Annotated in this window: 12 protein-coding genes; all 12 read left to right on the top strand. The window is 60.3% G+C overall.

All coding sequences use genetic code 11. From position 1 onward, the window contains the following. Positions 1-233 precede the first annotated feature (233 nt). The gene (locus ACA074_RS22345) at positions 234-1,595 is read left to right on the top strand and encodes a carbohydrate porin (RefSeq protein ID WP_497677821.1); all 1,362 of its coding nucleotides are present in this window, start codon (positions 234-236) and stop codon (positions 1,593-1,595) included. Between the two features lie 131 nt (positions 1,596-1,726). Continuing rightward, positions 1,727-4,138, top strand: a complete 2,412-nt coding sequence (locus ACA074_RS22350) for a glucose/quinate/shikimate family membrane-bound PQQ-dependent dehydrogenase (protein WP_497615286.1) — start codon at positions 1,727-1,729, stop codon at positions 4,136-4,138. A gap of 499 nt (positions 4,139-4,637) precedes the next feature. Beyond that, positions 4,638-5,003: a DUF6124 family protein gene (locus ACA074_RS22355; RefSeq protein WP_497615288.1), complete on the top strand. Its 366-nt coding sequence runs from the start codon at positions 4,638-4,640 to the stop codon at positions 5,001-5,003. Positions 5,004-5,255: 252 nt separating this feature from the next. Further along, entirely contained in the window at positions 5,256-6,482 is a 1,227-nt protein-coding gene (locus tag ACA074_RS22360) for a hydroxymethylglutaryl-CoA reductase (RefSeq protein WP_497615289.1), read from the top strand. Between the two features lie 3 nt (positions 6,483-6,485). Further along, positions 6,486-7,544, top strand: coding sequence for a mevalonate kinase family protein (locus ACA074_RS22365; protein ID WP_497615290.1), 1,059 nt, complete (start codon positions 6,486-6,488; stop codon positions 7,542-7,544). Continuing rightward, positions 7,541-8,542 carry a diphosphomevalonate decarboxylase gene (mvaD, locus tag ACA074_RS22370; RefSeq protein WP_497615291.1) on the top strand — a complete coding sequence of 334 codons (1,002 nt, stop codon included), beginning with the start codon at positions 7,541-7,543 and terminating at the stop codon, positions 8,540-8,542. Before ACA074_RS22365 ends, mvaD begins: the two co-directional genes overlap by 4 nt. 453 nt (positions 8,543-8,995) lie before the next feature. Continuing rightward, complete coding sequence (locus tag ACA074_RS22375; protein ID WP_187680604.1) at positions 8,996-9,370, top strand: DUF6124 family protein; 375 nt, start codon at positions 8,996-8,998, stop codon at positions 9,368-9,370. A 658-nt stretch (positions 9,371-10,028) separates the two neighbouring features. Continuing rightward, a complete protein-coding gene (gene lon, locus ACA074_RS22380; RefSeq protein ID WP_497615293.1) occupies positions 10,029-12,452 on the top strand; it encodes an endopeptidase La in 2,424 nt (807 codons plus the stop codon). Positions 12,453-12,669: 217 nt separating this feature from the next. Further along, positions 12,670-13,062, top strand: coding sequence for a protease inhibitor I42 family protein (locus ACA074_RS22385; protein ID WP_497677822.1), 393 nt, complete (start codon positions 12,670-12,672; stop codon positions 13,060-13,062). 2 nt (positions 13,063-13,064) lie between these two features. Continuing rightward, on the top strand, positions 13,065-13,700 hold the full coding sequence (locus ACA074_RS22390) for a lysoplasmalogenase (protein WP_497615294.1): 636 nt from the start codon (positions 13,065-13,067) through the stop codon (positions 13,698-13,700). Positions 13,701-13,912: 212 nt separating this feature from the next. Continuing rightward, a complete protein-coding gene (gene cmoA, locus ACA074_RS22395; RefSeq protein WP_489878791.1) occupies positions 13,913-14,656 on the top strand; it encodes a carboxy-S-adenosyl-L-methionine synthase CmoA in 744 nt (247 codons plus the stop codon). Then, positions 14,653-15,609: a tRNA 5-methoxyuridine(34)/uridine 5-oxyacetic acid(34) synthase CmoB gene (gene cmoB / locus ACA074_RS22400; protein WP_497677823.1), complete on the top strand. Its 957-nt coding sequence runs from the start codon at positions 14,653-14,655 to the stop codon at positions 15,607-15,609. Before cmoA ends, cmoB begins: the two co-directional genes overlap by 4 nt. Positions 15,610-15,689: the final 80 nt, after the last annotated feature.

Genomic DNA, 15,689 nt, shown 5'->3' on the forward strand with positions numbered 1-15,689 from the left:
GGCCTTGCATCAAATGTAGGCCAACCCGAAAAGATCGCAGCCTGCGACCAGACCCGCAATGCGCCCGTTTGCCGCACTGTTACCGAATCCGAAACTGTTCATGTCAATAAAACCCCTTTGTCTTTTTGTTACAGATCATTATCCTGCCGCCTTTCCGCTGAATCGCTTCACTGCCTGCGTCAAATCGTAGCGGTCAGCTCATCCCCAAAAAAAGATCAAGAAAGACCCCTTTTATGCCCGATTTTCCGTTCTTCCGAGACAGCGCTATCTCATCCCTGCGCGTGATCGGCGGCTGCACCGCCCTTGGCCTCGCCACCTGCGCCCACGCGGCTCCCGCGTTCGACAGCGAATCACCGTACATGCTCGGTGACTGGAACGGCACGCGCACCGAACTCTCGGAAAAAGGCTACGACTTCAAACTCGATTACACCGGCGAAATGGGCAGCAACCTGCACGGCGGCTACGACCACGACCGCACCGCACGTTACAGCGACCAGTTCGGCCTCGGCACACACCTGGACCTGCAAAAGATCCTCGGCTGGGACGACGCCGAGTTTCAACTGACCATCACCAAACGCAGCGGCAACAACATCAGCAACGACCGCATCAACGATCCGCGCGTCGGCGGCTTCACCTCGGCTCAGGAAGTCTGGGGCCGTGGCCAGACCACCCGCCTGACGCAGATGTGGTACCAGCAGAAATTCTTCGATCAGAAACTCGACATCAAGGTCGGCCGTTTCGGCGAAGGCGAAGACTTCAATACCTTCCCCTGCGACTTCCAGAACCTGGCGTTCTGCGGTTCGCAGGTCGGCAACTGGGTCGGCGGCATCTGGTACAACTGGCCGGTCAGCCAGTGGGCGCTGCGCGTCAAATATCACCTGACGCCGGAGCTGTACGCACAGGTCGGCGCCTACGAGCAGAACCCGTCGAACCTTGATCGCGGCAACGGCTTCAAACTCAGCGGCAGCGGCACCCAAGGCGCGATCCTGCCGGTGGAACTGGTGTGGACGCCAAAGCTCAACGGCCTGCCGGGCGAATACCGCGCCGGTTACTACTACAGCAACGCCAAGGCCACTGACGTCTATAAAGACAACAATGGCCAACCGGCAGCGCTGAGCGGCGAAGCCTACCGCAGCGCGTCGAGTAAACACGGCGTGTGGTTCGGTGCCCAGCAGCAGATCACCAGCATCGCCAGCGACAACAGCCGTGGCCTGAGCGTGTTCGCCAACGCCACGATGCACGACAAGAAGACCAACGCCATCGACAACTACGTCCAGGCCGGCCTCACCTACAAAGGCCCGTTCGACGCCCGCGCCAAAGACGACATCGGCTTCGCCCTGGCCCGCGTGCACGTCAACCCGGCCTATCGCAAAAACGCCGAAGCGAGCAACCGGGCCAACGCGGTCTACGACTACGACGATCCATCGTTCCTGCCGCCGCAAGACACCGAATACAGCGCCGAACTGTATTACGGCGTGCACGTGACGAACTGGCTGACCGTACGCCCGAACCTGCAATACATCCGCCATCCGGGCGGCGTGGACAAGGTCGATGACGCACTGATCGCGGGGCTGAAGATCCAGTCCTCGTTCTAACCAACACCACGGCTCGCTCCCACATAAAATTCGTTAGCTAGACAAGTTTTTATCTGAACCATGCCCACGCCAAATCGTCATCTAAAGTGACTACAGCGCGGGACTACATAAACGTCACGGAGATTCACACTATGAGCACCGTAAGTGCTTCGAGTCGGGGCCGTCTGCTACCGGGCCTGCTCGGCATTCTGCTTCTACTGATGGGCCTGGCCATGCTGGCCGGGGGAGTCAAGCTGAGCATGCTCGGCGGCTCGCTGTACTACCTGCTGGCCGGTATCGGCATCACGCTGACCGGCATTCTGATGCTGCTGCGCCGTCGCGCGGCGCTGGGCCTGTACGCCATCGTGCTGTTCGCCAGCACTGTTTGGGCCTTGTGGGAAGTCGGTCTGGACTGGTGGCAACTGGTGCCGCGTCTGGCGCTGTGGTTTGCCCTCGGTTTCGTGATGCTGCTGCCGTGGTTCCGTCGTCCGCTGCTGCTCGCCGGCCCTGCGCCAATGGGCACCGGCGGTCTGACCGTGGCGGTGGTTCTGGCCGGCGTCACGGCTCTGGCCAGCCTGTTTACCCACCCGGGCGAAACTTTCGGCGAACTGGGACGCGACACAGCCGACATGACCAGCACCGCGCCAGCCATGCCTGATGGCGACTGGCAGGCTTACGGCCGCAGCGAATTCGGTGATCGTTATTCCCCGCTCAAGCAGATCACCCCGGCCAACGTCGGCAAGCTGCAAGAAGCCTGGCGCATCCAGACCGGCGACCTGCCGACCGCTGATGACCCGGTTGAGCTGACCAACGAAAACACCCCGCTCAAAGCCAACGGCATGATCTACGCCTGCACCGCGCACAGCAAAGTGCTGGCACTGGACCCGGACACCGGTAAAGAACTGTGGCGCTTCGACCCGCAGATCAAGAGCCCGGTCGGCTTCAAAGGCTTCGCCCACATGACCTGCCGTGGCGTGTCGTATTACGACGAAGCCGCTTACGCCAAGTCTGAAAACGCGGCCTCCGCCGTGATTTCCGAAGCTGGCAAAGCCGTTGCTCAGGCCTGCCCACGTCGTCTGTACCTGCCAACCGCTGATGCGCGCCTGATCGCGCTGAACGCCGACACCGGCAAAATCTGCGAAGACTTCGGCAACAAAGGTGTGGTCGACCTGACCCAAGGCATCGGCCCGTTCACCGCCGGTGGCTACTACTCCACCTCGCCGGCCGCGATTACCCGTGATCTGGTGATCATGGGCGGTCACGTCACCGACAACGAGTCGACCAACGAGCCATCGGGCGTGATCCGCGCCTACGACGTGCGCGACGGTCACTTGGTGTGGAACTGGGACAGCAACAATCCCGACGCCACCGAACCTTTGGCCCCAGGCGAAACCTACAGCCGTAACTCGGCCAACATGTGGTCGCTGGCCAGCGTCGACGAAAAACTCGGCATGGTTTACCTGCCACTGGGCAACCAGACCCCAGACCAGTGGGGCGCCGACCGCACCCCGGGCGCCGAGAAATTCAGCGCCGGTGTTGTAGCGCTGGACCTGGCCACCGGTAAAGTGCGCTGGAACTACCAGTTCACCCACCACGACCTGTGGGACATGGACGTTGGCAGCCAGCCAACCCTGCTCGACATGAAAACCGCCGACGGCGTGAAACCCGCGCTGATCGCTCCGACCAAACAGGGCAGCCTGTACGTCCTCGACCGTCGTGACGGCACGCCGATCATCCCGATCAAGGAAATCCCAGTACCGCAAGGCGCCGTGAAAGGCGACCGCACCGCACCGACCCAGGCCCGTTCGGACCTCAACCTGCTGGCCCCGGAACTGACCGAAAAAGCCATGTGGGGCGCGAGCCCGTTCGACCAGATGCTGTGCCGCATCCAGTTCAAGGAACTGCGTTATGAAGGCCAGTACACCCCGCCGTCGGAACAGGGCAGCCTGATCTACCCGGGTAACGTTGGCGTGTTCAACTGGGGCGGCGTGTCGGTCGATCCGGTTCGCCAGATGCTGTTCACCAGCCCGAACTACATGGCCTTCGTCTCGAAAATGGTGCCACGCGAGCAAGTCGCCGCCGGCAGCAAACGCGAGAGCGAAACCGCTGGCGTACAACCGAACACCGGCGCGCCATACGCGGTGATCATGCACCCGTTCATGTCGCCATTCGGCGTACCGTGCCAGGCCCCGGCCTGGGGCTACGTCGCCGGTATCGACCTGACCACCAGCAAAGTCGTGTGGAAACGCAAAAACGGCACCAGCCGCGACAGCTCGCCAATCCCGATCGGCTTCACCCTGGGCGTGCCTAGCATGGGCGGCTCGATGGTAACGGCCGGCGGCGTCGGCTTCCTCAGCGGCACCCTCGACCAGTACCTGCGCGCCTACGACGTCAACTCCGGTAAAGAGTTGTGGAAAGCGCGTCTGCCGGCTGGCGGCCAAGCGACCCCGATGACCTACACCGGCAAGGACGGCAAGCAATACGTCCTGCTCGTTGTCGGCGGCCACGGCTCGCTGGGCACCAAAATGGGTGACTATGTGATTGCGTACAAACTGCCGGAATAAGATTTAGCGGCGGTAAAACAAAGGCGACATCCTGTGAGGGATGTCGCCTTTTTTAATTCCCCCTGTAGGAGCTGCCGAAGGCTGCGATCTTTTGATCTTGTTTCTGACAATCAACGTCAAAAGATCGCAGCCTTCGGCAGCTCCTACAGGTTGGAATGTGTGGGGTTGTAGGAATTGTGCTTGTCCTACAGATGCTGGAGATTGCGCGGAGTTTTCCGACAACTCGCGTCGGTTGTGCGTCGGAAATGGGATGGATAGGCTCGGTGAGTCGCTGCAAATTCAGCGATGGGGCGTCGCGGCCCGATAACTGATGCATAATCGCCAACCTGACGGCACCTCGGTGCCCGTTGTTTGTGTCATGGCGGCTGTGCGCGGGATACCGTCCTTGGAGGTATGCCGATTTCTCAGTTATCGGTCCGCGAACCCGCGTACAGCTGCCACCTCAGATTGCGTCGCGGCAATCGAAGGCAGCTCCACTTTCACCAACTGAGTATTCATCATGAAAAAGCCAACACCCAATCCGCCAGAAACCAACGACACCTCGCCCTACCAATCCCCCGATTCAAAGAAATTCCACGAAGCCGCCGAACGCGCCCTCGACCACTACCTCAAACCCAACGCGCTCACCTTGCGGTTCCACAAACCCAGCACCATGTTCCAGGTCGCGCCCGATCAAGACAGCGAAAGCCTGCTGGTACATGCCTGCGAATCCCTGGCACAAGCCAGCCTCATGACCAGCGACATCGCCGCCTACATCGACCTCCCGCAACGGCGCACGATTTTGGCGATCCAGCAAATCATCATGCTCGCCGAACTGGCCGTAAACCGCGTACTGGATAACCACGAAATCCCCGCAAAAACCTGACAATTTGCCCGTAAAAGCTGCCGCAGGCTGCGATCTTTTGACGTTGGTTCGAGAGGTTCATGGCCTGCTGCACTTCTGGATCAGCCTGTCCCTGCCCAGCATTTTTCATCGTTAACCAAACCACTTAAAAAACCGTGCTTGATCGCCAATCGGTCTAGAAACCCTGTCAGGTCTAACAGTAGTCGCTGACGTGATGCGCATGCATGATCGACGCAGTCAAAGCCTTCCATTGAATTGCAGAGCGACGACGTCATGGCACACACCCGTTTTGACCATCAGTGGATCGATGCTTTGATTAAGGGCGAACTGCGCCTGCATCAGTTGCCCGCCCACCTCCCCCCAGAAGAAGCCGCTCTGATTCGGCGTGAGGCCCTGCAACACATCGTCGGTGTGTCATTGCGCAGCATCAGCCAGTACACGCCGAACGTTCCCGCCGCCAAGTGCGAGAACTTTATCGGCGCCATCCAGGTGCCAGTCGGTGTCGTCGGCCCGCTGTTGATCAAGGGGCAGGCCACCTGCGCCCAGGAACTCATCTATGCACCGCTTGCCACCAGCGAAGGCGCACTCATCGCCAGTGTGTCCCGTGGTTGCGCCGCGTTGCATGCGGCCGGCGGCGCTGTGGTGCGCAGCGAGGATATGGGCATCACGCGCGCGCCGGTCTTCCGCTCCAACGGCATCGTGCAGACTCAAGCATTTCTGCTGTGGATCAGCAGCCATTTCGATCAGGTCAAACAACTCTGCGAGCAGGACAGTCAGCACCTCATCCTGCTTGATATCGTGCCCGCCATCGTCGGCACGTCGATTTACCTGCGCTTTCGATTCCACAGCGCTGATGCCATGGGCATGAACATGGCTAGTATTGCGTGCGACCGGGCCATCACCCAATTGATCAGCCCCGCCACGGGCGTACCGTGCATCAGCATCTCAGGCAACTATTGCACCGATAAAAAGCCGTCGATGGTCAACTTCATCAACGGTCGCGGTCGACGCACCCACGCCGAAGTTCACCTGAGCGCCGACATCCTGCGCGACATTCTGAAAACCGATGCCGACGCGCTGTGTGAATTGCAATACCGCAAAAACCTGTTGGGTTCGACCATGGCCGGAATGATTGGCGGTAACGCCCATCACGCCAATGTCCTCGCCGCGTTTTTTATCGCCACCGGTCAGGATTTGGCGCAGGTGGCGGAAAGCGCGATCGGCGTCACCTGCCTTGAAGCTCGCGCACATGGCGCGATGTACGCATCGATTCTGCTGCCTGACACACCGCTGGGAACCGTCGGGGGCGGCACGGGACTGAGCACACAGCGTGAAGCCCTGGCCTTGATGGGAATCGTGCCCGGGGAAAAGAAACCTGGGGTCGATACCCAACGGCTGGCCGAAATACTCGGTGCGCTGGTATTGGCCGGCGAGCTGTCGATCATGGCAGCCCAGGCCTCTCACCAACTGGTGCAAGCCCATGTGCGTCTTGGGCGGTGAACAATGACTGTGGTCCACGCGCGCACCCCGGCCAAAATCATGTTGATTGGCGAACACGCCGCGCTTCACGGCTGCCCTGCGCTGGCCGTTTCTGTAGGTTTGTATTGCAACGTTTGGGGATGGCCGAGGGCAGACGAACAGATCGAGGTTCATCTGCCTGACCTGTCGCTGCACCAGCATTACAGTCCCGCCGCGCTGATCGACTACACCCGCAAAGTTCGACAGGCCTGGCAGTGTTTTCAGAAAAGCCCTTCAGTGCAGGCCTTTACCCAGGTCAACGACGGCGATCGTAGTCACTTGGTGAAATGTGCTTTGGGTGAGTGCCTGCTCAGGCTTGATCCGCAAGCACGGTGCGGTTTTTCCGTGCGGGTGGAATCGGCTATCCCTGTCGGCGCAGGATTCGGCAGCTCCGGCGCCCTTGCGGTCGCGTTGACGGCGACCTTACAACGCCTGTTCAAACGTTCAACCGACTTACAGACGCTGGATCGGCTGGCAATGACCCTCGAACGCTACGTGCACGGTCAGCCGTCGGGCATTGATCACAACGTCAGCCTGTACGGTTCGATCATCGAACGACGATCCGGCGTGAACGATACCTTCGAGTTCGCTTCATGGCCCGCGACAGCGCTGAGCCTGCCGCAGGACCTCAAGCTGTACCACACCGGTACGGCCCGCGAGAGCACCGGCCACGTCATCGCCGCCACCCGCCATCGACTCGAAGGTGCGGACAATCCATTGTTGGCGAGCATGCGCCGCAACGCCGAACGCTTTTGCAAGCTCATGCAGCAACAAAGCCCCATACCGCAAACCCTCAAAGCCGTGCTGCGCGACTATGAACTCGATCTGGAAACGCTTGGCGTGGTACCCCGGCCCATCGCTAAAGTCGTCCGCGCGATAGAACTCGCCGGCGGCGCAGCAAAAATCTGTGGCGCAGGCGCGCTCTCAGGCGATCAGGCCGGCGCCATGCTGGTCGTCGATGCTCCACAACTGCCGGAACTGGCACGCTATCGGCGAATCGACGCGCCGCTGGCAGTCGGCGGCCTCGAGCTAAGCGAGCAATGAAACCCATCACCGTTTCATCACCGAGCAATATTGCGCTGATCAAATACTGGGGCATGCGCGATGAGCGACAGACACTTCCGAACAACGCCTCGCTGTCCATGACGCTGAGCCGCTGCGTCAGCCTCTGCACCTTGGCCTCTCCCGGCACGGGCAGCGCAGACGAAATTCTCTGGCAAACCGCTGACGGGGTATTGATTCCCGCCGAGCCACACCTGCGCAACGGTATCGAATTCCATCTGCACCAATTGCGTCAGTACTTCGACGATTGGCAACCGCTGCGCATCGCGACCACCAATCGCTTCCCGACAGGTGCCGGCATTGCCTCGTCGGCGGCTGGCTTCAGTGCATTGGCTCTGGCGTTTGCGCTCAAATGCGGACTGGATCTTGATGATCCACAGCTCAGCCTACTGGCACGCCTGTCCGGATCGGGCTCGGCGGCACGCTCGATAATCGGCGGATTCGTCCAGTGGCCCGGTAATCCTCAAGACCCGTCGGGACCCGCGCAGCAACTGGCCGACGCGCAGCACTGGCCCCTGTGTGACTTGATTGCCGTGGTCGATGCCCGCCAGAAAAAAGTCAGCTCCCGACAAGGCCACCACATCGCACCCACCAGCCCTTTTTACTCCACGCGCTTGAACCTGCTGCCGGCACGCTTGAACGACGTACGCCTCGCGATCCTGACTCGGGACTTCAATGCCCTGGCCGATGCGGTTGAACGCGAAGCCGTTGAAATGCACATGATTGCCATGACCTCGCAGCCTCCGCTGTTTTATTGGCAAGCGGCGACGCTCGCGCTACTGGAGCGCGTTCGACAATTGCGCAACGAGGGTCTACATGTCTGCGCTACGGTAGACGCCGGTCCCAATGTGCATGTCTTGTGTACCCCACGGGACGTGCCGGCGGTCTTTGCCGCGCTGCGGCGATTGCCGGGTATCGAGCAGTGGATCTTCGATCATGTCGGCAACGGCCCCCGCAGGTTGGAGCAGCATTTGTTCTGAAGTCGCCTTTTAACTGCCGTTCGTCCTGCCGAAGCGGGCATCCCCATCTTGCGAATCAATCGCTGCAACAAAGCTCCGTAATCACGCTACAGCCTGCATGAACCTACAGGGGGATTGGGGACGTCCTACAGAGTGGGTAATTGGCGGGAGATTTCCGACAACTCGCGTCGGTTGTGCGTCGGAAATGGGGTGGATAGGCTCGGTGGGTCGCTGCAAATTCAGCGAACGGGCGTCGCGGCCCGAGCAGTTCATTCGATTTGATGCATAATCGCCGGCCCAAACTGGAGCGCCCTGGTGCTTTTCGTTTGGTTTGATGGTGGCTGTGCGCGGGATACCTTCGGGTATGCCGAGATTGCCGAATGGCTCGGTCCGCGAACCCGCGTACAGCTGCCACCCTCTGTCGCGTCGCGGTGATTGAGAGTGATAGCCCCACTTATCATTCGGAGTTTCACCATGAAAAAGCACACACCCAATCCACCAGAAACCAACGACACCTCGCCCTACCAATCCCCCGATTCAAAGAAATTCCACGAAGCCGCCGAACGCGCCCTCGACCACTACCTCAAACCCAACGCGCTCACCTTGCGGTTCCACAAACCCAGCACCATGTTCCAGGTCGCGCCCGATCAAGACAGCGAAAGCCTGCTGGTACATGCCTGCGAATCCCTGGCCCAAGCCAGCCTCATGACCAGCGACATCGCCGCCTACATCGACCTCCCGCAGCGGCGCACGATTTTGGCGATCCAGCAGATCATCATGCTGGCGGAACTGGCGGTGAACCGCGTGCTGGATAACCACGAAATTTCCCAATCCCCAACACACAGCTGAAAAGCCCCTCACCCTAACCCTCTCCCAAAGGGAGAGGGGACTGACCGAGGTGTTTGAAAGAAGTACGCCGACGTGAAATACCGAGGCGAACTCAGATTTTGAAAAGCCCACAAATAGGCCTCCTCTCCCTAGGGAGAGGGCTGGGGTGGGCAAACCCACCACAAAACAAAAGCCAAGCGAGCGCTCCTCACCACTCAACAGGATGAGCGTTAGCTCGGCTGCAGCTTTTGACGTACCGGCCCCTTCGGCAGGCTGAGTGAAGGTGTTCATCCGGGGGTAGGCGCGCAGCGCCGTTCGACGAAGTCGAACACATCGAGAGGAGGTGCAGCGAAGCAAACCGGAGGCGATGCCCCCGGATGAGCACCGTAACGAAGGAACCCCGAGCCCCAGCGAGCGGGCCGAACGCCGGGGCCGAGCGTTTTGGTTACTTTTGGGCGTCTGCAAAAGTGACTCGCTGTAAAAGCGAAACCGCCAGCAGCGGCACCGCAAAAACGGATATACCCCCAAAACCCCAAGAACATGGTCGGCCCAAAGGCCGCCAAGTCCAAAGCGTGAACCCTGTCAAAACCCTGAACACACAAGCAGAAACACCGCCCCCCATTGAAACCACCCAAGCCCTGCCCCATCTAAGACCCATACCCCATTGCGCAGGTGCCCCATGAGCGACCAGCAAGAATTCCCCGATAACTCCGACGACTACACCGAAGCCAGCGAAGATCACATCGAACACACCGCCTCCGGCAAAGGCCTCGCCCTGCCCGGCCAGAACCTGCCGGACAAGGTCTACATCATCCCGATCCACAACCGCCCATTCTTCCCGGCCCAAGTCCTGCCGGTCATCGTCAACGAAGAACCCTGGGCCGAAACCCTCGAACTGGTCAGCAAATCCGAACACCACTCCCTGGCCCTGTTCTTCATGGACACCCCCCAGGAAGACCCGCGCCACTTCAACACCGACGCATTGCCGCAATACGGCACCCTGGTCAAAGTGCACCACGCCAGTCGCGAAAACGGCAAACTCCAATTCGTCGCCCAGGGCCTGAGCCGCGTACGCATCAAGACCTGGCTCAAACACCACCGCCCGCCGTATCTGGTCGAAGTCGAATACCCGCATCAGCCCACCGAGCCGACCGACGAGGTCAAGGCCTACGGCATGGCGCTGATCAACGCGATCAAGGAACTGCTGCCGCTCAACCCGCTGTACAGCGAAGAGCTGAAAAACTACCTCAACCGCTTCAGCCCCAACGACCCGTCGCCGCTGACCGACTTCGCCGCCGCCCTGACGTCCGCCACCGGCCCCGAGCTGCAAGAAGTGCTCGACTGCGTGCCGATGCTCAAGCGCATGGAAAAAGTCCTGCCGATGCTGCGCAAGGAAGTCGAAGTCGCGCGCCTGCAAAAAGAGATCTCGGCGGAAGTTAACCGCAAGATCGGCGAGCATCAGCGCGAGTTCTTCCTAAAAGAACAACTCAAAGTCATCCAGCAGGAACTCGGCCTGACCAAGGATGACCGCAGCGCCGACCTCGAACAGTTCGAACAGCGTCTGGAAGGCAAAGTCCTGCCGGCGCAGGTGCAAAAGCGCCTCGAAGAAGAAATGCACAAGCTGTCGATCCTCGAAACCGGCTCGCCGGAGTACGCGGTCACCCGCAACTACCTCGACTGGGCGACCTCGGTGCCGTGGGGCGTGTACGGCGAAGACAAACTCGACCTCAAGCACGCACGCAAAGTCCTCGACAAACACCACGCCGGCCTAGACGACATCAAGGATCGCATCCTCGAATTCCTCGCCGTCGGTGCTTACAAAGGCGAAATCAGCGGTTCCATCGTGCTGCTGGTCGGCCCGCCGGGCGTGGGTAAAACCAGCGTCGGTAAATCCATCGCCGAATCCCTCGGCCGACCGTTCTACCGCTTCAGCCTCGGCGGCATGCGCGACGAAGCCGAGATCAAGGGCCACCGCCGCACCTACATCGGCGCGCAGCCGGGCAAACTGGTGCAGGCGTTGAAAGACGTCGAAGTGATGAACCCGGTGATCATGCTCGACGAGATCGACAAGATGGGCCAGAGCTACCAGGGCGACCCGGCCTCGGCGCTGCTGGAAACCCTCGACCCGGAGCAGAACGTCGAATTCCTCGACCACTACCTCGACCTGCGCATGGACCTGTCGAAAGTCCTGTTCGTCTGCACTGCCAACACTCTGGATTCGATTCCGGGCCCGCTACTGGACCGGATGGAAGTGATTCGCCTGTCGGGCTACATCACCGAAGAAAAAGTCGCCATCGCCAAGCGTCACCTGTGGCCGAAACTGCTGGAAAAGGCCGGCGTGTCCAAGGGCAGCCTGAGCATCAGCGACAGCGCCCTCAAGGCCTTGATCGACGGTTACGCCCGTGAAGCCGGCGTGCGTCAGTTGGAAAAACAACTGGGCAAACTGGTGCGCAAAGCGGTGATGAAGCTGATCGACGAACCGAAAGCGGTGATCAAACTCGGGCCGAAAGATCTGGAAGCCTCGCTGGGCCATCCGGTGTTCCGCAATGAACAAGTGCTGTCCGGCACAGGCGTTATCACCGGCCTGGCGTGGACCAGCATGGGCGGCGCCACATTGCCGATCGAAGCGACGCGGATTCACACGCTCAACCGTGGTTTCAAACTCACCGGGCAACTGGGTGATGTGATGAAGGAATCGGCGGAGATCGCTTACAGCTATGTCAGCTCGAACCTCAAGCAATTTGGTGGAGACGCGAAGTTCTTCGACGAAGCCTTCGTTCACTTGCACGTGCCAGAAGGCGCGACACCAAAGGACGGCCCGAGCGCCGGCGTGACCATGGCCAGTGCCCTGCTCTCACTCGCGCGTAATCAAGCGCCGAAAAAAGGCGTGGCGATGACCGGCGAGTTAACGCTGACCGGGCATGTGCTGCCGATTGGCGGGGTGCGCGAAAAGGTGATTGCGGCGCGGCGGCAGAAGATTTTCGAACTGATTTTGCCGGAGCCGAACCGTGGCAACTTCGACGAATTGCCGGAGTATTTGAAGGAAGGCATTACCGTGCACTTTGCCAAGCGCTTTGCTGATGTGGCGAAGGTGCTGTTCTGACAATCATGTAGTGCCTGCTGTACCGCTATCGCTGGCAAGCCAGCTCCCACAATGTTCGTTGGTGTTCACAAATTTTGTGTTCAACCGAGAAACCTGTGGGAGCCGGCTTGCCAGCGATGGCGTCATTGCTGACAACACTGAATTCCCTGACTGTCACACTTTGTCTCATCTTCAGTTATGCTCGCCGTTCGTCGTAAACGCCGGAGCCGCTGACCTTATGTCCCCCACTCGCCTGTTTGTCCCCCTCGCCCTTTCCTTGCTGGCCGCTTGCGCCACGCAGCCGAAACACAACGTGACCGTGGAAAAACAGAGCGAATGCCCCGTGCGCATGACCAACGGGCAAAACCTGATCGTGATGCTGCCCAGCAACCCGACCACGGGTTATCGCTGGGCCATTCAGGATTCGGCCGGTGGCGTGCTGCGTGCATTGAGCCCCGAGGTTTACAGCAACCCGGAAGATGCCGGTGTGGTCGGCGCTGCCGGCCTTTCGACCTGGCGCTTTCAGGCCTTCGCTCCCGGCACCGGGCGTCTGCGCTTGACCTCGCAACAGCCGTGGGCACCGGAAGTGTTGCCGGTGGAAACCTTTGACTGCGCCATTTCGGTGAACTGATCGTGGGCTGGCTGATTCTGGCGCTGATGGGCGCGGTGACTTTTCTCTACGGTGTGAGCACCCACGCGGCGCTGCTTTGCCTGTTGGTCAAACCGTTACCGGTGCTGGCGCTGCTCGGCTGGCTACACGACGCCCCGCCCAGCGACTATCGGCGCTGGATCAGCCTTGGACTGATTTTCTCGCTGCTCGGCGATGTATTGCTCGCGTGGCCGGGGGATTTGTTTGTGTTTGGCCTCGGTGCGTTTCTGGTTGCACATCTGGCGTACCTCAAGGCTTACCTCAGCGATTGCAAACGTCTGGCGCTGTTGCCGCTGGTGCTCGCCGTCGTTGTCGGCGCGGTGCTGCTGGGCATTCTGATTTCCAGCGGACTCGGGCCATTGCTGATTCCTGTGATTGTTTACGGCACCGCCATCAGCGCGATGCTTTGGCGCGCCCTCGCTCGCCTGGGAACTGATGTGCCGAAGCGTTCGGCGTTGCTGGCAGCCGGCGGTGCGCTAGCATTTGTGTTCTCCGACAGCGTGATCGGCATCAACCGCTTCGTCGCGCCGTTCAATGCCGCGCCGTACATCATCATCCTCAGCTATTGGCTTGGGCAGTGGGGCATCGCGGCGTCGGCCTTCTCCCAAAAACACCGCTAAATCCTGTGGTGAGGGGATTTATCCCCGACCGGCTGCGCAGCAGTCGTAAAACCTATGCACGCGGTCTGCCTGACATACCGTGCTGACCGGTTTTGGGGCCGCTTCGCAACCCATCGGGGATAAATCCCCTCGCCACGTCGGACAACCCAAGCATCCCCGCGCCACTTTGGCTAAAATGCCGGCCTTTTCCACCGACACCGCCGGAAACCGCCGTGAGCAAAGAACCCGATCGCATTTTCGCCCAGCCTTTGGCCCAGGTGCCTGACTTCGCCTTCAACGAAGACGTGGTGCGGGTGTTCCCGGACATGATCAAGCGCTCGGTGCCGGGTTACCCGACCATCGTCGAAAACCTCGGCGTGCTCGCTGCGCAGTTTGCCCAGCCAAACAGCGTGCTCTACGACCTCGGCGCCTCGCTCGGTGCAGTGACTCAAGCGCTGCGCCGCCATGTGCGCACCGACGGTTGCCGAGTGATCGCTGTGGATAACTCGGCCGCGATGGTCGAGCGTTGCCGTGAATACCTCAATGGCCAGAACTCGATGTTCCAGGAGTTGCTGCCGGTCGAAGTGATCGAAGGCGATATCCTCGCGCTCGACTTCCAGCCAGCTTCGGTGGTGGCGCTGAACTTCACCCTGCAATTCATTGCCCCGGAACAGCGCACCGCGTTGCTGTCGCGCATCCGCCAATCGTTGCTGCCCGGCGGCGCATTGATTCTCTCGGAGAAGCTGCGCTTCAACGATGCCGAAGAACACGCCTTGCTCACCGATCTGCACGTCGCGTTCAAACGCGCCAACGGCTACAGCGAACTGGAAATCGCCCAGAAGCGCAGCGCCATCGAAAATGTCATGAAGCCCGACAGCCTCGAAGAACACCGCGAACGCCTCTTGGCCGCCGGGTTCTCGAAAGTCGTGCCGTGGTTCCAGTGTCTTAACTTTGCCTCGTTGATTGCCTTGCCATGATTGATCTGTCCCCCCTCGCCCGCCGCCTGGCCGGTACCCCGCTGGCCGACTGGGCCAACACCCTGCAAGCACAACTCGACAAGAAAATGGAGAAAGGCCACGGTGATCTGGAGCGCTGGCAAAGTGCGCTGGACGCCTTGCCGAAGATCCAGCCGAGCGAAGTCGATCTGCTCAACGGCTTGAAACTCGACACCGATTGCGACGATGAAACCCGCGCGCAAATGCACACCGCGCTGATGGGCCTGTCGCCATGGCGCAAGGGGCCGTTCGATCTGTTTGGCGTGCATGTCGATACCGAATGGCGCTCGGACTGGAAGTGGTCGCGGGTCGCCCCGCATCTGGACCTCAAAGGCAAACGCATCCTTGATGTCGGTTGCGGCAATGGTTACTACATGTGGCGCATGCTCGGTGCCGGTGCGGACAGTGTGATTGGCGTCGATCCAAACTGGCTGTTCTTCTGCCAGTTCCAGGCTGTGCAACGTTACCTGTCCGAACCAAACGCCTGGCACCTGCCGTTCCCGTTTGAAGACCTGCCACCAAGCCTTGAAGGTTTCGACACGGTGTTTTCCATGGGCGTGTTCTACCACCGCCGCTCGCCGATCGAGCATTTGCTGGCGCTGAAGGACTGCCTGGTCAAGGGTGGCGAACTGGTACTGGAAACGCTGGTGGTTGAGGGCGACAAGCATCAGGTGCTGGTGCCGGAAGACCGTTACGCGCAGATGCGCAACGTGTGGTTCCTGCCGTCGGTGCCTGCATTGGAACTGTGGCTGCGCCGCGCCGGCTTCACTGACATTCGTTGTGTCGATGTGAGTACGACAACGGTCGAGGAACAGCGCGGGACCGAATGGATGAAGTATCAGTCGCTGAGCGACTTCCTTGATCCTGAGGATCACAGCAAGACCATCGAAGGGCTGCCGGCGCCGATGCGGGCGGTCATCGTCGCCCGCAAGTGACTAAAACTCCCTAACACCGCGGTGAGCCCACCCCTCACCCCAGCCCTCTCCCCAGGGAGAGGGAGCCGATCTTTGAGCGT

It is taken from the genome of Pseudomonas sp. LBUM1655, from assembly GCF_059716085.1.